The following is a 20,501-nucleotide window of genomic DNA, read 5'->3' as shown; positions in this document are numbered from 1 at the left end:
CCGGCGGGTGATCCCTCGGCGACGCGTTCGGTGATGCAGCGGTAATGCTCGACCGCGTCGCGCAGGGCCGCATATTCGAGCTCTTCCTCCGCCCCCCGGGTCAAAGCTGCCAAGGCGGCGAGGCGCGCTTGCGCACGCGCCATGTCGAGGGGCGATCTGATCGGCGCAATGTGCATGGAGTACCTCCATTACTCAAACGCGGCGGCGAAGCGGCGGTTCCGATGCCGCGGCTCCTTATTTTGCCGCTCGCTACCGCAACCGAACTGCTGGTCAGTTCGCACGTTGAGCAAATGAGCCAATTGCTGGAAAGCCGAGGGGGTCTACTTGCGACGATCGAATGCGGTGCGGTCCACCTATCGGCTGCAGTTCCACCGGGGCTTTACCTTTGAGGCGGCTCTCGGCCTGGCTACCTATCTGCGGCAGCTCGGGGTCAGCCATGTGTATTCGTCACCGATCCTGGCGGCGCGTGCCGGCTCGCTGCACGGCTACGACGTCATCAGCTATGACGAAATCAATCCCGAGCTTGGCGGGGCCGATGATTTCCGAGCGATGGCCGAAGCGTTCCGCCGTGAAGGCATCGGCATCATCCTCGATATCGTACCAAACCACGTGGCGGTGGGCGGCGACGACAACGCTATGTGGCTGGACCTGCTGAAGCACGGGCGAGGCAGCCGCTATGCGACCTGGTTCGACGTCGATTTCGACGAGCGCGATCCGGTTCTCGCCGGGCGCATCCATGTGCCGTTCCTCGGCGAGCCCTTTAACGATGCGCTTGGCCAGGGAAAGCTGACGCTGATCGAGGACCCGGCCCGGCAAGGCTACGCCCTGCGCTACGGCGAGCATCTGCTCCCGTTGCGCGTGGAGGACGATGGGGAAATCCAGTTGGCCGGACAGGCTGCTTATCGCGAGCCCGACAGGCTGCGGGCCCTGATCGAGCGCCAGCACTATCATCTCGACTACTGGCGCAACGCCTCGGACAGGCTGAACTGGCGCCGCTTCTTCGAAATCACCCAGCTCGCCGGCATCCGGATTGAGGAGCCGAACGCCTTCGAGGCCGCCCATCACCTTGCTTTCGCATTCTACGAGGAAGGGCTGATCGACGGTCTGCGGATCGACCATGTCGATGGGCTCGCCGATCCGGCGAGTTATTGCGCGAAACTCCGCGCGCGGCTCGATGGCTTGTCACCAAAGCGGCCAGGTTGGGCGATGCCGGGTCCTGCCTGGTTGATCGTCGAGAAAATCCTGGCGCCCGGCGAGTCCCTGCCCGCGGGCTGGGGTGTCGACGGCACGACCGGCTATGATTTTATGGATCAGGTCGACGCCGTGCTCCATGACGGTGGCTCCGAACCGATCTTGGCAACGTTCTGGTCCGAGCTCAGCGGTCGTCCCGCCGCCTTCGTCGACGAGGAGCAGAGCGCCCGCCGCGAGGTTCTCGAACACGGCTTCGAAGGCCAGCTCGAATATGTCGTCGACAGGTTGGTGGCGCTGGCGGTCAAGGCCGGCCGCGATGTCGACATTCCGCGCGGCGCGATGCGGCGAGCGACGGCGGCGCTCGTCTGCAACATGCACAGCTATCGCACCTATCTGACCGGCGCCGGCGGGATCGAAGAGCCCGGCCCGTTCTTCCAGGCCGCGCTCGAAACGGCGCGGGCACACCCGCAGGCGGAGCATCTGGCACTCGATTTCATCAGCGCGGCTATGATCGGCTCCGAGCCAGGGCTTCCAGCCGATTTACGCAGTTCCGCCGTGCGGCGCTTCAATCAGTTGACCTCGCCGCTGGCCGCGCGCAGCGTCGAGGACACCGCCTTCTACCGATACGGGCGGCTGCTGTCGCGCAACGATGTCGGCTTCGACGCGGCGCGGCTATCGCTGCCAGTCGCGGAATTCCATGAGCTGATGCGGGAGCGAGCAGCGGTCCAGCCCCGCTCAATGCTCGCCCTGGCGACCCACGATCACAAGCGAGGGGCCGATGTCCGTGCACGCCTCGCCGTCATCAGTGAGGATGCACCACGCTGGCGGGAGACCGTCGAGGGATGGTTCGCCCAGAACGAGGCCATCCGCCCGGACGAGCTCGACCGAGGCGACGAATATCAGTTCTACCAGATGCTCGTCGGCAGCTGGCCACTCGACGGCTCGGCACTGTCTGGGAAATTCGCCGACCGGCTAAGTGCATGGTGGGTCAAGGCCTTGCGCGAAGCGAAGCTGAAAACCGGTTGGGTCTCGCCCAATGAGAGCTATGAGCAGGCCGCGGAGCAGTTCCTGCGTGCGGCGCTCGATCCCTCGCCCAGCGCCGCCTTCCTTCAATCGGTCGAGCATTATGTCGGGACGATCGCGCCTGCCGCTGCGCTCGGTGGTATCGTGCAACTGATCCTGCAATGCACGGTGCCCGGTGTGCCCGATACCTATCAGGGCACCGAATTCTGGGATCTGAGCATGGTCGACCCGGATAACCGCCGGCCGGTCGACTTCACCATACGCCAACAGGCCCTGGCTTCCGGCGCGGAGGAGTGCGAGCTCCGCCGTAACTGGCACGACGGCCGGATCAAGCAGCAGGTGTTGCATCGGCTGCTCCAGGCGCGGCGTGAGAGGCCGGATCTCTTCGTCGGGGCGACCTATCGTCCGCTATCGGTGACCGGCGTGAGACAGGATGATGTCGTCGCCTTCCTGCGCGAGACGCAGGATACGGCCCTTCTCGTCGTCGCTCCATTGCGATGCGCCGCGATGGTCACAGCCGAGCTCACGCTTTCGGCTGCGTGGTGGCAGGACACGAGGATTGAATTGCCGACGATCGGCGCCGAGTGGACACCGATCATCGGCGCCGCGGTGTCCGGCGATGCCTTGGCGCCGGGTGGGCCGAGCGGCGATTTTCCGTGCCGCGTCGCGATCGCCCAGCGATGAGCGTCTTCAGTCGGACAGGATCGCCAGGAACGACGGCCCTTCCAGCTTCACTCGATCAGCCTGGGCGGCGACGACCCCGAGCGAGAAGATCGGCCGGCCTGCGGGCAATGCCGTTTCGACCGGCTCGTCGGCGAAGTTTGCGAGCAGGACGAGCGAGCGGCCACCCAGACGCCAGGCAGCCTTTACCGCCTGCGCGCCGAGCGGCTCGGCTCCGGCGCTACCGCAATCATCGAGATCGGGCACGATCAGGCTGCGTCTGATGTCGATCAGCTCGCGATAAAGGGCGAGCCACTCATCGGCCTCGTCACCGGGCTGCGGGCGCGAGGCTTCGAAGGTCTCGGGCGCATTGGGATCGAGCGCGAGCGGGTCGCCGTCATGGTCCTCATGTTCGAATTCGCGCTTGCGCCCTTCGCGAACAGCCTGCGCAAGCTCCTCATTGTGGTCGGTGAAATAATGGAAGGGCGTGCGGCTGCCATGCTCCTCGCCCATGAACAGCATCGGGATCTGCGGATTGAGCAGCAGCAGAGCCGCTGCGACCTTGACCTGGCCGGGCTCCGCCAGCGCGAGCAGCCGCTCGCCGAAGAGCCGGTTGCCGATCTGATCGTGGTTCTGCAGACAATTGACGAAGCGGCTCGGCGCCAGATGCCCGCTCGGTTTGCCGCGCGCTCGCCCGCGGCTGGGCGCCACCTGCCCCTGGAAGGCGAATCCGCTCTCGAGAATCCGGGCAAGATGGTGGAGGGGCTCGGGCGCGAAGCTTCCGTAGTAGGTTTGTGTCTCGCCGGTCAGCAGCACATGGATGGCATGATGGAAATCGTCATTCCATTGCGCGTCATATGCGCCGAGCAGATCGGCGTCATTATCCTCATTCTCGACGACGAGATGTATGTGCCGCTCTTGCGGCAGCGCCGCGCGGATGTCGCGCTCGAGCTCAAGCAGGAACTCGGCCGATGGGATGGCGTGGACCGCATCAAATCTCAGCCCATCGAAGCGGAACTCGTCGAGCCATTGCAGGGCGCAGGCGCGATAGAAGCCGCGGACCTCGGACCGGTCAAAATCGATGCCCGCACCCCAGGGCGTCTGGCTCCCGCTCTTGAAGAATTCCGGCGAGTGGGTGTGCAGGTAGCAGCCATCCGGGCCGAAATGATTGAATACGACATCGAGCAGGACGCTGAGCCCGAGCTCGTGAGCACGGTCGATCAGGCTCTTGAGCTCGGCTGCGGTCCCGTACGCCGCGGCGGGGGCGAACTGCAGCACGCCGTCATAGCCCCAATTCCGGCTGCCGGGAAAGTCGGCGATCGGCATCAGCTCGATCGCTGTGATGCCCAGATCCGCCAGCCGAGGCAGCTCGCGCTCGACGCCGGCGAAGCCGCCAAACAGCCCAACATGTAATTCGTAGAGGACCGTTTCTCGCCACGGACGCCCGCGCCAGCCGGCGCAGCGCCACGTGTAGTCGTCCGGCGAAACCAGTACGCTCTCGCCATGGACCCCACCTTCCTGCCGCCGAGAAGCCGGATCGGATACGACAGTTCCATCAGGCAGCTGGTATCGATAGCGCGTCCCGAACGGAAGCTCGGCCCGATATTCGTGCCAGCCATCGGCGAGCGGAGCCATCGGCACCACTGCGTTCCCATCGATCTCGATCGAGAGTTGCGCGACAGCCGGCGCCCAGATGCGGAAGACGGCTTCGCTTCCCGCTCGCCAGGCGCCGTAGCGGGGTCCGTCAGGCGCTGGACGAACATGCTGCGACGAGCGAGGGTGGGTTTCGGCCAAGGGCATCTCGAACTCCCTGATTCACCGCATCCGCATGTCCTAAAGGATCGGTTTTCCACCGGTCACGGCGATCGTCGCACCGGACACGTAGCTGGAGAGAGGATCGGCGAGCATGACATAGGCAGTCGCCAGCTCGGCCGGCTGGCCTGGGCGCTTCATCGGCACCTGCTTGCCGAAGTTCGAGACCCTCTCCGCATCCATGGTCGACGGGATGAGCGGCGTCCAGATCGGTCCTGGCGCGACGGTGTTGGCGCGAATCCCTCGCTCGGCCAGGAGCTGCGCCAGGCCGGCGGTGAAGTTCTGGATGGCGCCCTTGCTGGCGGCATAGGCGAGCAACGTCGGATTGGGCATGTCTGAGTTGATCGACGTGGTGGTGATGATCGCGCTGCCCTCCCCCATATGCGGCACCGCCCGCTTGGTCAGATAGAACATTGCATGGATATTGACCTTGAAGGTCAGATCCCACTCCTCGTCGCTGATTTCCTCGATGGCCTTGAAGGTCGCCTGATGGGCGGCATTGTTGACGAGGATATCGATGCCACCGAGCTCCCGCAGCGCGGTGTCGACGATCATCTGGCAATGGTCCGGCGACTGGATGTCCCCGGGAACCAGCACAGCCTTGCGCCCCTCCTTCTCGATCCAATGCTTAGTCTCGGCCGCATCCTTGTCCTCGCTCAAATAGGACAGCAGGAGATCGGCCCCTTCACGCGCATAGGCGATCGCCACCGCCCGGCCAATGCCGCTATCGGCACCCGTGATGATTGCCCGCTTGCCGGTAAGCTTGCCCGAGCCTTTGTAGGAATGCTCGCCATGATCCGGCTGGGGTGCCATCTGTCCGGTGGCCCCGGGCATATCCTGCTGCTGCTTGGGGAAGGGTGGCTGCGGGTGCTGTTGCATGACGTCCTCGCGAAGGTCGGCAATCTGGAACTAAAGCGCGCGGTTCGGTGTCAGGTTCCCACCACTCGCGATCGGTTCGGTAGCGAGCGTTAGTCAGGCGCGGACCACGGGTTGATCGCTTTGAGCCGTCTTCCAGACAACGGCATTGATGCGATGCCGTCCCAGCTTCGCCGCGCTTCCGGAGGAAGCTTGGGCAGCCGATCAGGTGACAGGCATGAGGATCAATGTAGCGAGCGGCGGCAGCGTCAGTTCGAGGCTGGTCGAATGGCCATGGCCGGGGGCGTCGACGGTTTCGACATCACCGCCATTGCCGATGCCAGAGCCGCCATAAAAGATCGAATCGCTGTTGAGGATCTCGCGCCAGCGGCCGGCTTGCGGCACGCCTAATCTGTAGCCCAGCCGCGGCACCGAGGTCAGGTTCGCCACGACCAGCACGGTCGGCGAGCCGGGTCGCTGACGAAGGAAGGCGTAGACGCTGTTCTCCCGATCGTCCTGCACCACCCAGCGGAAGCCGCTCGGGTCGGAATCGGTAGCGTGCAGCGCGAGCTGCTCGCAATAGATTCGATTGAGATCCTTGATCAGGCGCTGCACGCCGGCATGGCCGGGATCCCGAAGCAGGTCCCAATCAATCTCGCCGTCATGGTCCCATTCGCGTTCCTGCGCGATCTCGCCACCCATGAAGAGAAGCTTCTTGCCGGGATGGGTCCACATGAACGAGAAATAGGCGCGCAGGCCGGCAAGCTTGGTCCAGCGGTCGCCTGGCATCTTGCCGAGCAGCGAGCCTTTACCGTGCACCACCTCGTCATGCGAGAGCGGCAGCACGAAATGTTCGGCGAAGGCATAGACCAGGCCGAAGGTCATCTCGTCGTGATGGTGCCGGCGATGGATCGGATCACGCGCCTGATAGTGCAGCGTGTCGTGCATCCAGCCCATGTTCCATTTGAAGTTGAAGCCGAGGCCGCCCTCTTCGGACCTGCGCGTCACTCCCGGCCAGGCCGTCGATTCCTCGGCGATCATGATTGCGCCGGGATGCCGCTCCGCCACCACCGCATTGAGGTGGCGCAGGAAGTCGATCGCCTCGAGATTCTCGCGTCCCCCATGGATGTTCGGCCGCCATTCGCCGGGATTGCGGCTGTAGTCGCGGTAGAGCATCGAGGCGACGGCGTCGACCCTCAGGCCGTCGACATGAAAATGCTCGAGCCAGTGCAGCGCGCTGCCGATCAGGAAGCCGGCGACCTCGCGGCGACCGAAATTGTAGATCAGCGTGTTCCAGTCCTTGTGGAAGCCTTCGCTGGGATCCTCGTGCTCGTAGAGCGCGGTTCCGTCGAAGCGCGCCAAGCCGTGCGCGTCGGACGGGAAATGCGCCGGCACCCAGTCGACGATCACGCCGATCCCCTGCTGGTGGCAGGCATCGACGAAGATCGCAAAATCCTCCGGATCGCCGAAGCGTCGGGTCGGGGCGAACAGGCCGAGCGGTTGATAGCCCCAGGAGCCGGTAAACGGATGCTCCGCCACCGGCAGGAGCTCGACATGGGTAAAGCCCATCTCCTTGGCGTAAGGCACGAGACGATCCGCCAGACCGCGCCAGTCGAGCGTCGTCCCGTTCGGACCGCGCGTCCAAGAGCTGGCGTGAATTTCGTAGATCGTGATTGGTGCCCGTTCGTTCTGTCGGGTGGCGCGAGAACTCATCCATTCGCCGTCGCGCCAGACATGCGATGGCTGACGCGGCACCACCGAGGCCGTACCCGGCTGCGGCTCCGCAGTCCGCGCAACCGGGTCGGCCTTCTGCGGCAGGACACGGCCGTGCCGGTCGACGATCTCGTATTTGTAGAGCTCGCCGCTGCCAAGCCGCGGGATGAACAGTTCCCAGATGCCGCTGCCGCCGCGCCGGCGCATGACATGGCGGCGACCATCCCAGCTATTGAAAGCGCCGATCACCGCGACGCGCCGGGCGTTGGGCGCCCAGACAGCGAAGCGGGTGCCTTGCACACCATCGACCGTGACGAGATTTGAGCCGAGCGCATCCGCCAGCCGCTGGTGCCTGCCCTCCCCGATGAGATGAAGGTCGAGATCGCCGAGGAGCGGACCGAAGGAATAAGGGTCCTCGGTGATCTGCTCGCCGCCAGGCCAGGCAATCGAAAGAAGGTAATCGCCCTCTCCGATCGCGCCTTCGAACAATCCGGCTGGCTCGCGCGACGTCAGCTCGGTGCGCTCGCGCTGTTCGCCTTGCAGCACGGCGACGGACCAAGCGCCAGGCAGGAACACGCGGACGAAACGTCCATCGGGACCGCGATGCGGGCCGAGCGCGGCAAAGGGATCGCCGAACTGCCCATGCGCGAGGGCAGTCGCAATCTCCGGATCCAGCGGCGGAATCCGCTCTGCCACTCTGTCAATCATCGGCAGCGTCCCCGCTTAGCAATCGGTCCATGAGATCAGTCAAGCCGCGCAAGGGTACGCCGAGCCAGTCAGGCCGATTGCTGACCTCGTAGTTGATCTCGTAAGCGGCCTTCTCCAGCATGAAGAGATCGAGCAGTGCCGTATCTCCCGCCCTATCTCGCGAACGGCAGTTGCCCTGCGCGCCAGTGGCCTCGGAATAGGCCTGCAGCAGAGCCTGCGGCATCCTGTCCCTGAACGCCGTCGCGAGCGTCGCGTATGCACCATCTTGACTCACAGCGGCAGGACTGCGGCTCGCTGCCTCAAGCGCATAGTCGAACGAGCGCAGAATGCCAGCGACATCGCGCCAGCCACTGTCCTTGGCTCGGCGCTCGGCCAGCGGTTGCGAGGGCTCGCCTTCGAAGTCGATGATCATCACGTCACCGCTCGCAACCAGGGTCTGGCCGAGATGGAAGTCACCATGGATGCGATGAAGCAGGCTGCCCTGGCCCGCCTTGCACAGCCGTCTCACCAGCGCGAGCAAGGCTTTCCGGCGCCCGAGTAATCCTTTGGCCAGGGCCTGCTCGTCCTCGCCCAACAGCTCGCGCTGCCGCTCCAGATTGTCGCAGGCCGCCTGAATGCGGCCCTCGACCCGCTTGGTCCAGCGCTCGACCTGCGCGCTATCAGCCGAAACCGGGGCAAATGCTTCGTCATCGGTCGGCTGCGACAGCGCGACATGCATCTCGCCAAGGCGCCGGCCGAGAATCGCCGCGAAGCTTTCGAATGTCGAAAGCAGGTCGGCGAGATCGGCGCCCTCTCGAGAGAGCTCGTCGAGAACCCGGCCGAGATAGGACGCTGTCCAGTCCCAGGCATCACCCTCGCCGGGGATGAAGGCCTGCACCACCCCCAGCACCTCCTCCTCACCCTCCTCCGGCACGTGTACAATCTCGCCGAGCTGGGCCGGCGCGTTGGCGAAGCCGCGCTCGGTCAGCGCTCGCATCATCTCGGCCTCCGGATGGCGGCCAGGCGCGAGTTTCCGGAACAGTTTCAGCATCACCTTGTGGTCGACGACGACGGAGGAGTTCGACTGTTCGGCCGAAAGCCACCGCACAGGATCGTCCGGCAGGAGTTCGACCGCGTCGAACGCCGGTGTCGGCCTGAACGAGACCACTCCTGCCGCGCTCCTGACCTCCGCGCCGACCTTGAGGAGAGAAAGCAGTTCATGGATGAAACCCGATAGCGCGAAGGCGTCGGTCAGAAATCCGGTGCGTCGGCCGCGGCGCACGCGCGCGAGAGCGAGTTGCTGCGGCAGCGCCGTGGCGACATCCTCGTCCCAGCTGATGCCAAGCGGCAGGAGATAGCGCTCGCCGCCGCCGCCATGCGTCGCCTCGACCGCAACGAGCGCCATCTCCCGATTGGGCCCGATGCGCGCCGTCAGGGCCACGCGCGCGCTTTCGAGCTTCTGGTCCTTGGCCGCGAACCAGCGCCGCTTGGCGAGGTAAGGCGGCAGGATGTTTGTCTCGAATTCGCGCCGGTGCTGCGGCGTGATCATCTCGTCGGGCCCGCCGCGCAGCACGAAGGTCGTGTAGTCGGGCATCGGCTCCGGCGCCTGCGCATGCCACGACGGGGCCTGCGCACCTTCCACCAGGAGGAACCAGTAGAAGCTGTAGGGCGGTAGCGTCATCAGATAGGTGAGTTGCCCGATGGCAGGGAAGACCGAATTGCCGAGCATCTCAACGGGATGGCGGCCGGCGAATTCCGCCAGATCGAGCTCGAAAGCCTGCGCCGAGCGCGACAGGTTCGAGACGCACAGGATCGTCTCGCCGTCATGCTCCCGCAGGTAGGCGAAGGCCTTGCGGTTCTTCGGGTAGAGAAAGCGCAGCGTTCCCCGTCCAAAGGCTTGGTGTTCCTTGCGGACGGCGAGGATGCGCTTGGTCCAATTCAGCAGCGAATGGCGATCGCGCGTCTGCGCCTCGACATTAACAGCGCTGAAGCCATAGAGCGGATCCATGATCGGCGGCAGCACGAGGCTTGCGGGATCGGCCACCGAGAACCCGCCATTGCGGTCCGGCGACCATTGCATCGGGGTGCGCACGCCATCGCGATCGCCGAGGAAGATGTTGTCGCCCATGCCGAGCTCGTCGCCGTAGTAGATCACCGGCGTACCCGGCATCGACAACAGCAGATTGGTCATCAGCTCGACGCGGCGCCTGTCGCGTTCGAGCAGCGGCGCCAGCCTTCGCCGGATTCCGAGATTGATGCGGGCCCGTCTGTCGGATGCGTAAAAGTTCCAGAGATAGTCGCGTTCCTTGTCCGTCACCATTTCGAGCGTCAGCTCGTCATGATTGCGCAGGAAGATCGCCCATTGGCAGTTCGCCGGAATGTCCGGCGTCTGCCGCATGATGTCGGTGATCGGAAACCGGTCCTCCTGCGCGATCGCCATGTACATCCGCGGCATCAGCGGGAAATGGAACGCCATATGACATTCGTCGCCGGCGCCGAAATAGGCCTGCGTGTCCTCCGGCCACATATTGGCCTCGGCCAGCAGCATGCGGTTCGGGAAAGTCGCATCGAGCTCGACCCTGATCCTGCGCAGGATGTCGTGCGTTTCCGGCAGATTCTCGTTCGAGGTCCCGTCACGCTCGATCAGATAGGGCACCGCATCGAGACGCAAGCCATCGACGCCGAGCTCGAGCCAGAACTTCATCACGCCCAAGACCGCTTTCAGTACGGCCGGGTTGTCGAAATTGAGATCCGGCTGATGCGAGTAGAAGCGATGCCAGAAATAGGCTTTCGCCACCGGGTCCCAGGTCCAGTTCGAGCGCTCGGTGTCGAGGAAGATGATGCGCGTGCCGGAATAAAGCTTGTCGTCGTCGGACCAGACATAGAAATTGCGGTGCGCCGAGCCCGGCTTGGCGAGGCGAGCTCGCTGGAACCAGGGATGCTGGTCCGAGGTGTGGTTGATGACGAGCTCGGTGATGACGCGTAGGCCGCGCTCATGCGCAGCCCGGATGAAGCGCCTGACATCCGCAGCCGTGCCGTAGTCCGGATGGACGGCCTTGTACTCGGAAATGTCGTAGCCGTCGTCGAGGCGGGGCGAGGGATAGAAGGGCAGCAGCCAGACCGCAGTGGCGCCAAGCTCGACGATATAATCGAGCTTAGCCATCAGTCCCGGAAAATCGCCGATTCCGTCACCATTCGCATCGAAGAAGGATTTCACGTGGAGCTGATAGACCACCGCATCCTTGTACCATTGCGGATCCGCCGGATCCGCCGCGACGGTCTGAATAAGGCTCGCATCCATCATTGGAATTTGCTCCCCGGCGTAATGCGCCAGATCGCGAAGGGCGTGTCCTGCGGATCGAGCCGGATCGTCTGCCGTTTGCCATGCCAGTCGAAGCGGGTGCCGCGCATCAAGTCCTCTGCGGCGACTGTGCCGTGATCGGGCAGCCCGAACTCCCAGAGCGGCACCTCGATTGAAGCGGCATGCACGCCGAACGGATCGAGATTGACCGCGACCAGGATGATCTCGGACGCGGTGCCGGCGCGCTTGCCGAAAAAGAGAATGTTGTCGTTCGCGGCGTCGTAGAAGGTCAGGCCGACATGACTCTGCAGCGCCGGGTGGCTGCGCCGCAATTGGTTGAGCCGGGTGATCTCCGCGATGATGTTGCCGGGAGCCTGCCAATCCCGCGGCTTGATCTCGTACTTTTCGCTGTCGAGATATTCCTCCTTGCCGGGGATCGCCGCGGCCTCGCAAAGCTCGAAGCCGGAATAGACGCCCCACAGGCCGGACAATGTCGCAGCCAGCGCCGCGCGGATCAGAAAGCCCGGCCGCCCTGAGTTATGCAGGAAGACCGGATTGATGTCGGGGGTGTTCACGAAGAAGTGTGGCCGAAACAGGTCCCGCACCGGCGCTGCGTTGAGCTGCGTCAGATATTCCGTCAGCTCTGCCTTGCTGTTGCGCCAGGTGAAGTAAGTGTAGGACTGAGTGAAGCCGACCTTGCCCAAGCGATACATCACCTTGGGACGGGTAAAGGCTTCAGACAGGAAGATGACGCCCGGATCGCGCGAACGGATATCGGCGATCAGCCATTCCCAGAATGGGAAGGGCTTGGTGTGCGGATTATCGACCCGGAAGATCCGGACGCCCTGGTCGACCCAGTGCTGGACAACGTCGCGCAGAGCCAGCCAGAGCCCGGGAATCGCGCCGGACGCATAGAAGTCGACATTGACGATGTCCTGGTACTTTTTCGGCGGGTTCTCGGCATAGCGCATCGAGCCGTCCGGCCGCCACTGGAACCAGTCATGGTGCTCGCGCAACCAGGGATGATCGGGTGAGCACTGGATGGCGAAGTCGAGAGCCAGCTCGAGCCCGTGCTTAGCTGCCTCGTCGACGAGCGCGCGGAAATCCTCGGCCGTACCAAGTTCGGGATGGATGGCGTCGTGGCCCCCCTCCGGCGAGCCGATGGCATAGGGGCTGCCGGGGTCGTCGGGCGCAGGGGTCAGCGTATTATTGCGGCCCTTGCGATTGGTTGTCCCAATCGGGTGTATCGGCGGGAAATAAAGCACGTCGAAGCCCATCGCCTTGATCGCGGGGAGGCGGCCAATGACGTCGCGAAACGTGCCATGGCGCGCCGGATCATCGGTGATCGAGCGCGGAAAGAGCTCGTACCAGCTCGCGAATGATGCCGCCTCGCGATCGGCATCGACCGGGTACATCTCGGAGCTGACGGCATGGGGCCGAGGATCGGCGCGCTCCATCGCGCTCCCGAGCGCGCCCGAGAGCAGGATGGCGACCTGATCACTGTCCGCTTCGTCGAGCCGCTGCAGGTGCCTCTCGATGATCGGCCTGTCGGCAGCTGACGCGGTCGCGGCAAATTTTTCGAGGATGAGCCGCCCTTCCCTAAGTTCGAGCGCGATCTGCACCCCCGCCTCGTGCTTCTTGCCAAGATCGCGGCGGAAGGTGCCGAACTCGCTCCACCAGGCGACGATCGCAAAGACGTGGCGGCCGGTCCGGAGCAGCGGAAATTCGCCGTGCCAGCGATCGTTGACAAGAAAGCTCATCGGCGCGCGCGACCATTCGCTCTCGTCGGCGGCGCGCCAGCGCAGCTCGGCCGCGAGCACATCGTGCCCATCGCTGAAGATGTCGGCCTCGACCGCGACGAGGTCGCCGACCGTGCGTTTGACCGCGAAGCGACCATTGTCGACCGCTGGTGTCACGGCCTCGATGGCCAGCCTGTCGGCATCGAGTCGTATCCGCTCCTGCAGCGACGCGACGGCATCGTTCTGCACCGGCCGGGTGGCTGAGAGCGCGATCAGCGTGCCTGCAGCCGCTGGGAGATGACGCTCGACATTCGTCTCTTCCGGCCTCGCTTCGACCTTTGCCGCCAGCCGGTCGATCTGGGGCTCGCACGCGTTGATCGGATCCCGGTTGAGCAGCACGAGGCGAGCAGGGCGCTGGTTCTCGACACGAACAATCGCGGCGAAATCATTGCGGAGTTCGAGCCCTCGCATCGATCGGTGCCCTGCGACCGATTGAGTCGCCAGAGCCCCGTTGAGCGCCCGGATCTGCTCCTGAAGCTCGTCCGTCCTGTGCGAGAAGGCTTCCTCGAAATCCTCTCGACGGGCCTCGATGAAGGGCGCCTCCATTTCGAATTCGAAACCCATCGGCATGAGCCAGCCATCGGCCAGCAACGCTGCCGCACTCACCGCCAGGCTGTGCCGGCGATCGAGATTGATGGCGGCCGGCTCGGTGATGCGTTTGCCAAACGGGTCCTCGGGAAAGCCGATCAGTGCCGCGCTTCCGGAAAGGTCATTGTACTCCTGCGCCAGCCAGTGTGCGCCACCCGTCCACCACGCCACCGACGAGGGTAGGAACTGGAAAACCTTGCCGGCCTCGACCAGGGCCCGCCGCGGGTGCCCCGGCATCCAGCCAAAGGCGGTAAAAGACGGCTGCGCGTCCTGCACCGGCTGAAGGATGTCCTGCCATAGCTGGAGATTGAGATCGCCGGCGTCGTGGCAGCGGACACCGCTGATGCCGCCCTCCTGCCAACGCAGCAGGCGGTCCTGCCAGAACGAGGTCAGTTCCCGGCGCACCGCCTCATCGGCAAAGCGCGCGGCTCGCTCATGCTGGCGGTGGATCGTGCGAGGATCGAGACTGACCGCTTCGGCCTTGTGCCACCAATTCTCGCGCTTTGCGACGAAAGGGCCCGTGCCGTCGGCCCGATCGATCGTAAGATCGATCCAGAGCTGCAGGCCATGTGCGCGACATTGCCCGGTCAGCTTGACCAGTACGCCGGACGCTGCCTGCCCGCCGATCGACTCGATGTCATGAGTCAGGAAGAGATCGTCCGAGGCAGAAAAGGGCCACGCCAAAAGCACGTGAGAAAAGCCTAGTCCCTGAGCGCGTTGGAGATGGCCGTCCCAGGTCTCGGGTCCGCCACCAAAAGTCGGATGCAGATAGTAGATCCGCGGAGTTCCAGCTGAGCCGCTTTGCACATCACCCTCGATCTTGGCACCTCAGAAGAACCGGGAGGTCCAGAGCGGGTTCCAAACGAAGACGTCTTGATTTATGGCCTGGCATCGTCAGCTCGTGACGCGGAACACGGCGGCCGGGCGAGCGTTCCCGACGAACGCTCTCTCCCGTCGGTCACGATGATCAAAGTCTCGAAACAATCAGGTTCACGTAAAAAGCGCTTGGATGGCAAGCAGTTGGAGGCCGGCCTGCGCGGGGCGGCCAGGGATCTCGGCTTGATCGGGCTTGGAGCGGCGCTGGCCCTTTTCCTCCTGCCTGGCTTAGCAGGTGGCAGCAGCTCCAATCGCGAGCAGCGGGAAAAAGCGGGACGCCCGCTGCGATCGCGCGATGGTGACGACGCCGTCTCACCCGCCGATATCCCGCCGGCGGGATGGTACGACATTGCCAAGCGCACTTACTACGAAGTGGACCGCGACCGCGTGCTCGCAGTGGCTGCGGGCGTGACATTCTACGGGTTGCTCGCCCTGTTCCCGGCCCTTGCCGCCTTTGTCAGCCTCTACGGGCTGATCGCCTCGCCCGAAACCGTTGTCGAGCACCTCTCGGCCCTGGCGACTATGATGCCGGAGGACGGTTACGAGCTCATCCGCGAACAGGCTCTCAAGCTCACAGCTCAAGGCGGAGGCGAGCTTGGACTATCCCTCATCCTCAGCCTCGCTCTTTCCATATGGAGCGCCAATGCCGGGATGAAAGCGATGTTCGACGCCCTCAACATCGCCTATGGCGAGGACGAAAAGCGCGGCTTCATGACGCTCAATCTGATCTCGCTCGCCTTCACCGCCGGTATGTTAATCTTCGCCCTAGTCGGCGGCTTTGCGGTCGTCGCCATCCCCCTTCTGCTCGAGGGTCTCTATCTCGGATCGGTCGCCGAGCCGCTGATCCAGATCGGGCGCTGGCCGGTGCTGATCGTCGTTCTCGCAGCCGGCCTGGCAGTGCTCTACCGGTTCGGACCGAGCCGCGATCAGGCGCAATGGCGCTGGGTCAGCCCCGGTGCGGTCGTCGCCGTCCTCGTCTGGATCGTCGCCTCGATCGGCTTCTCCTGGTACGTGGCGAATTTCGAAGATTACGACAAGACCTACGGCACGGTCGGCGCCGCGATCGGCCTGATGATGTGGATGTGGATCTCGGCCACGATCATTCTGGTCGGTGCCGAGCTGAACGCCGAGTCGGAACGACAGACCGATAGAGACACAACGCGAGGCCCGCCGGCGCCCCTCGGGCTGCGCGGGGCGGATGTCGCCGACCGCAAGGATTGAATTTAAGATGAGCTGGATCACGATCATCGGCAGCCTGGCGGCCATCTGCTCGATGGCAAGCTTCATCCCGCAGGCCTGGCGGATCGTCCGGACGAGGGACACGCAGGCGATCTCGCCGGTGATGTACAGGTTCACGACAACAGGCTTCGCGCTCTGGACCGCCTATGGAGTCGGCCTTCGCGAATGGCCGCTGATTATCACCAACGGCGTCTGCTTTCTGCTCGCGGCATTCATTCTCGTCATGACGCTGCTCCCGCAGCGTGCGAAAGACAGGGTCGCCGACCAGGTTTCCGGCAAATGAGACCGTGGCGTACCTAGTCGGCTCGCCTCCTGTTCAGCGTCTCGATCGCCTCGATCAGGCCGGGGATGCTGTATGGTTGTGGAGGAAGACCGCACCCGGAATCGCCGCGGATATCTCGCCGTTGGACGATGGTGTCGCGCCGCGCCCGTCGCGAAAATGACCGGCAGACTCGCGTTACCCGCTCGTGCCGCCTTCGCCAACTCGGTTCCCGAGATGCCAGGCAAGCCGATATCAGTAATCAGCAGATCGATCCTCTGGGCCTCAAACCCGGGCAGAGCCTGCGTGCCATCGCCGGCTTCGATGACCTCATGCCGGAGGTCGGTCAGCATATCGGCCGTCGTCATTCGCATCAGCGCGTCATCCTCGACTAACAGAATCCGCAAGGCGCGCGGCCGGTCGGCGGTGTCATCCACCATCACGGGCGCGGTCTCGGCCGGGCTTGCGCTCGGGGCGATTGGCCAGAACATGGCGCAGCCTCCGTGCCAATGCCTTACGTGTATAGGGCTTGCTGAGGAGCTCGACCCGAGGATCGATGCGTCCGCAACCGATGATGGCGTTGTCCGTATAGCCGGAGGTGGAGAGGACGGCGATTTCGGAAAGGCCTTCACGCGCCTGACGGCCAGCTCGGGACTACGCAACGGCCTCGGCATGACCACATCGGTAAACAGCACGTCGATCGGCATGCCGCTTTCGATGATGGGAGGACCGCTTTGCGTGTCCCTCGCCTTGAGGAAGGTCACCAAGCATGCCTAGCGCATGCCAGCACGAAGGCACTGCCGGGCGCTGCTTGGTACGGCAGCGCACTGAACTCGCAAATCAAATGTTATCGCGCCGGCATACGCGTTGCTCATTCTGAGCGGAGAGCCCTAATCCCTGGAGAGGCGCGATGTCGCTGCGAGCAGTCGGTTTTGTTGAAGATTGGCTGTCCAGAAATTTACAGCGCCGTACGAGCGGCTCCGCCTGCCGGACAGAAACGCCAGACAATTATGCGGTGCATCTCTTGATCGCTGCAAACGGAAGCGGAATTCCGCCCGAGGAAATCGTCGGCGAATTCCCCGATCTCATTGGTGTGATCACGGCAATCCTAGCGGGATCACCGTTAACTCTCGGAGAACATTGGGGCGGCGTCGAGAGGCCCGCTCGTATCATGTCATGCACCCGTCGGAAGGTGAGCGAAGACGGTGTTCGCAAGTAGCCCCATTGGAGCCGAACTTTTGCACTAGACATTCTCAGCGTCGCATTCAGGATCGGCAGATGCTCGGGCGGGTTGCGATCAGTGTCGCAAACTGTGCGAACGTTACTATCGAACTATGGGCGTCTGACCGTCTCGTCGTTTCCGCGGCAATCCTCGGCTCATCCAACGCGGTAGAACTGGCCCCATATATCTTTGCGCCAAACGAAGTTCTTTGGCGTAGCAACCAGCAGGCCACCTGCAAGGGTGCCCATGGCCTCAACCTCGTGAGCTGAACGGCTTGTACCGAGAACGGAACCGGCACTGAAGCTGTCGGGCGCCGCATCTGACGATGTGTGCTGGTCAGTACACGCGATTTTACCACCATTAGCCGCAAGGGGCCAAGCGTCGCTCTAACGGTCAGCCGAAGGCGCAATAGCGATATTTTTCGTGCCGAAACGACCACTTATTCATCTTCGAGAATAGCGCGTTTTGCTTCCTCGTCGGCCGCCTCCTCCATCGCTTCCGCGATGGTTCTGTTAAGATCGGGATATTCTTCCTCGATCTCATGCGGCTGAATACCTGCGGAACCAGCATCCAGGATGAGCTGTCCAGCAAGATACTTATTGCGCTCCGCTGGACCTTCCTCATCGTGAAATACGTCAGGCTTAATCCGGTCGATAAGCCAAAACTCCACAAAACTGATTGCGCGTTCTGACATCATCTCCTCCTTAAAAGGCTTTGGACCTGCGACCTCCTAGCAATACCCACACCGATCATGCATGTTCCGCAGGCGGCCCGGCTGACGATGAGTGAAGGTTATAGCCGTGACCGAGCGACATTTGCCTCGCCTGCTGCCAACAGACGGACGGCCCGACCCAACTGCCTCACGACTTGGCTGGCCTTTCAAACTTTTCACCGGATGTGGTCAGGTTTCCGGCGCTTTCGGGTTCCGCATAGCGAACGCGTGAGGCGCTCTTGTTGCTATACGGGAAATAAAACCTGCCGCTTATGCGCCGACCGGAACCTGCACGGCTTTGTTCTGAAGCGTAGGCCGGAGAAGTTCGAAGTTTCTTTCGTACTCTCAACTATTTCGAGATCAAGATCTTGGCGCTGCCATCGCGCGACAGGACATTGGCGGTCACGTCGGAGCCATAGCGATGGAGCCTCACATCGGCGCGCGACGCGCCGAGCCGAAGGTTCCGGATCACGACCTCATCGAGGAAATCGGGCATGACGGGCTCATGGAACTCGATCTCATCCTCTTCATGTTTGAGCTCTAGGCCCAGGCAAGCTCCAAGCAGGCCGAAAACCGCCGCCGCCGACCAGGCCTGCGGCGCGCAGGCGACGGGGTAAGGTGTCGGCGCGCGGTGCGGCTTCCTGGTGAACCCGCAGAACAATTCCGGCAGGCGCGACATGTCTTGATGTCTGCCGGCGTCGAAGATCGCCGAGAAGACGCGGCTCGCCTCAGTCCTAAGGCCGTACCGGCCAAGCCCTATTGCGATCAGCGCATTGTCGTGCGGCCATACCGAGCCATTGTGATAGGACATCGGATTATAGCGAGGTTCTCCCATGGCTAGAGTACGAATGCCCCAGCCACTGCAGCCAGCGGGCGCGAGCAAGTTCGCTGCAACCCGCTTAGCCCGATCCGGCGCCGCAATGCCGGCGAAAAGCGCGTGCCCGGCATTCGATGCCGAGACGAGACAGGGCCGCTTGCTGCCATCCAGCGCGAGCGCATAGGTCCCAAGTTCCTCGCACCAAAAGGCGCTTTCGAAGTTGCCGCGAAGACGCTCTGCTTCGTTCGTTAGCCGCGACGCCATGTCGGTGTGTCCGAGTCGGCGCGCCATCACGGAAGCGTGCTGCTTGGCGGCGTAGGCATAGGCTTGGACCTCGCAGAGGGCGATAGCCCCTGGGGCATCGCTTCCATCGGCATGGAAAACTGCATCATGCGAGTCTTTCCAGCCCTGATTTGCAAGTCCGCTCTGACGAGCTCGGGCGTATTCTATGAACCCATCGCCGTCACGATCGCCATAATCGTCAAGCCAGCGCAGCGCTGAGCAGATATTGGGCCAGATCGCCTGGATCGTGGCAAGGTCGCCGGTCCGTTCAAGGTACTGACCCGCCAGCATCAGAAAAAGCGGGGTCGCGTCGATCGTGCCGTAGTAGCGCCCGAACGGCACCTCGCGCAGCCTCGCCATCTCGCCGTGTCGCATCTCGTGCAGGATTTTGCCCGGCTGAGCGTCTGCGTCCGGATCGACCAGCGGAGCCTGCGTCGCAGCCAGGGTTCGCAGCACTCCGCGCGCGATCTCAGGATCGATCCAAAGCATCAGCATCGCCGTGATGATGCCGTCGCGTCCAAATACGGTGTTGAACCAAGGAATGCCGGCATAGGGATACGGCCCGTGCTCCCCCCAGGTGATCAGTGTGTAGACGTCTGATTTGGCCCGGCACAGCATCTCGTTGAACGCGTGGCTCGAAGTCGTCACGGTTGCGATCTGGGCCGTAGCGCCGCGCCGCGCCCGCCGCGTCTCGCGGTACGCCGCGAAAAAATTCACCGGCGGCAATGATTTTTCCGCGACATCTAGGCAGGAGACTGTCAGAAAAAGCGACCGCTGTTCGTCGCATCCGAGCTCGACTTCCATCGTCATACGATGGCGGTCGATCACCACCGGAACCGGGCTTGCTTCGATGATGGTCCGGCGCTCGATCTGATCAAGGCCGATATAGCAGAATTCGACCCGGTCGGGGCCGATCACCTCCGCAGTGCTTGCCCCGCGTTGCAGGCGCTGCGTTCCGCGGACCTCGAACATGTCATGATAGTCGGCGCCGAACAGTAGGTCGATGCGCAGCTTCAGCGGCACGGGCCCGAAGTTTCTGACGTTGATCCGCTCATAGCAGACGGCCCGCCAAAGGAGTTTGGTGCGATGAAGAAAGATGGTGTCCCGCGGCAACCGGACATCGCCGATACGCAAATCGGGGTTTGTGAGTTCGACCGACAGCGCAGCCTTGTCCTCATGTACAGCGGAGCTCAGAAGCAACGGGCGCTTCCCTTCCACTCGCAACTCAAGCAGCGAGAGAAAGCGCGTGTCGCGATAGAACAGACCTTCCGCAGTTTCGCTTACCGTCCCGATGTCGCCATGAGCGTCCATCACAGCGAAGGCGTCGCCGTGTTTGAGATTGCGCAGGACGCGATCGGTGAGCGAAGTCTTCGCCTCGATCTCATATTCGGACCAGAGATTGGGACCGCTTTGCGCGGGCGCAATCTGCGCTGAGGCGCGATTGGTTTCGGGCATCGGATCTGCC

At 63.4% G+C, this 20,501-nt stretch carries 11 protein-coding genes and 1 pseudogene; 4 read left to right on the top strand and 8 right to left on the bottom strand.

Annotated features, from left to right (window positions below; all coding sequences use genetic code 11):
* Positions 1-342: 342 nt before the first annotated feature.
* A complete protein-coding gene (gene treY / locus ASE66_RS12780; protein WP_057190015.1) occupies positions 343-2,898 on the top strand; it encodes a malto-oligosyltrehalose synthase in 2,556 nt (851 codons plus the stop codon).
* A 6-nt stretch (positions 2,899-2,904) separates the two neighbouring features.
* Here treY and treZ read toward each other — a convergent pair whose 3' ends face one another.
* The 5 genes from treZ to ASE66_RS12755 all read right to left on the bottom strand — a co-directional run bounded on the left by treZ (position 2,905) and on the right by ASE66_RS12755 (position 14,319).
* Complete coding sequence (gene treZ / locus ASE66_RS12775; protein ID WP_057190014.1) at positions 2,905-4,674, bottom strand: malto-oligosyltrehalose trehalohydrolase; 1,770 nt, start codon at positions 4,672-4,674, stop codon at positions 2,905-2,907.
* Between the two features lie 33 nt (positions 4,675-4,707).
* On the bottom strand, positions 4,708-5,565 hold the full coding sequence (locus ASE66_RS12770; protein ID WP_057190013.1) for an SDR family oxidoreductase: 858 nt from the start codon (positions 5,563-5,565) through the stop codon (positions 4,708-4,710).
* A gap of 201 nt (positions 5,566-5,766) precedes the next feature.
* Positions 5,767-7,962 (bottom strand): 1,4-alpha-glucan branching protein GlgB, encoded by a 2,196-nt coding sequence (glgB, locus tag ASE66_RS12765; RefSeq protein ID WP_057190012.1) that lies wholly within the window; start codon positions 7,960-7,962, stop codon positions 5,767-5,769.
* The gene (gene treS, locus ASE66_RS12760) at positions 7,955-11,227 is read right to left on the bottom strand and encodes a maltose alpha-D-glucosyltransferase (protein WP_200964590.1); all 3,273 of its coding nucleotides are present in this window, start codon (positions 11,225-11,227) and stop codon (positions 7,955-7,957) included. Before treS ends, glgB begins: the two co-directional genes overlap by 8 nt.
* A gap of 14 nt (positions 11,228-11,241) precedes the next feature.
* Positions 11,242-14,319: an alpha-1,4-glucan--maltose-1-phosphate maltosyltransferase gene (locus ASE66_RS12755; protein ID WP_200964588.1), complete on the bottom strand. Its 3,078-nt coding sequence runs from the start codon at positions 14,317-14,319 to the stop codon at positions 11,242-11,244.
* Between the two features lie 183 nt (positions 14,320-14,502).
* On the opposite strand from ASE66_RS12755, the gene ASE66_RS12750 reads away from it, so the two are divergent.
* Together ASE66_RS12750 and ASE66_RS12745 are read left to right on the top strand one after the other, a co-directional pair.
* Positions 14,503-15,726, top strand: a complete 1,224-nt coding sequence (locus ASE66_RS12750) for a YihY/virulence factor BrkB family protein (RefSeq protein WP_244494902.1) — start codon at positions 14,503-14,505, stop codon at positions 15,724-15,726.
* Complete coding sequence (locus ASE66_RS12745; RefSeq protein ID WP_244494900.1) at positions 15,704-16,027, top strand: SemiSWEET family sugar transporter; 324 nt, start codon at positions 15,704-15,706, stop codon at positions 16,025-16,027. The genes ASE66_RS12750 and ASE66_RS12745 overlap by 23 nt, the downstream gene beginning before the upstream one ends.
* Positions 16,028-16,221: 194 nt before the next feature.
* Here the strand turns inward: ASE66_RS12745 and ASE66_RS33975 are convergent.
* Positions 16,222-16,356: pseudogene (locus ASE66_RS33975) on the bottom strand (response regulator); the annotation flags it as partial.
* A gap of 557 nt (positions 16,357-16,913) precedes the next feature.
* Here ASE66_RS33975 and ASE66_RS32085 point away from each other — a divergent pair.
* On the top strand, positions 16,914-17,222 hold the full coding sequence (locus ASE66_RS32085; protein ID WP_156412134.1) for a hypothetical protein: 309 nt from the start codon (positions 16,914-16,916) through the stop codon (positions 17,220-17,222).
* Positions 17,223-17,664: 442 nt separating this feature from the next.
* On the opposite strand, the gene ASE66_RS12730 is transcribed toward ASE66_RS32085, so the two are convergent.
* Entirely contained in the window at positions 17,665-17,919 is a 255-nt protein-coding gene (locus tag ASE66_RS12730) for a DUF768 domain-containing protein (protein ID WP_162262479.1), read from the bottom strand.
* Positions 17,920-18,286: 367 nt separating this feature from the next.
* A complete protein-coding gene (locus ASE66_RS12725; RefSeq protein ID WP_057190004.1) occupies positions 18,287-20,491 on the bottom strand; it encodes an amylo-alpha-1,6-glucosidase in 2,205 nt (734 codons plus the stop codon).
* Positions 20,492-20,501: the final 10 nt, after the last annotated feature.

The sequence above is a fragment of the Allobosea sp. Root483D1 genome, from assembly GCF_001429505.1.
Classification (GTDB): domain Bacteria; phylum Pseudomonadota; class Alphaproteobacteria; order Rhizobiales; family Beijerinckiaceae; genus Allobosea.
This window is presented reverse-complemented; position numbering and strand designations above follow the sequence as displayed.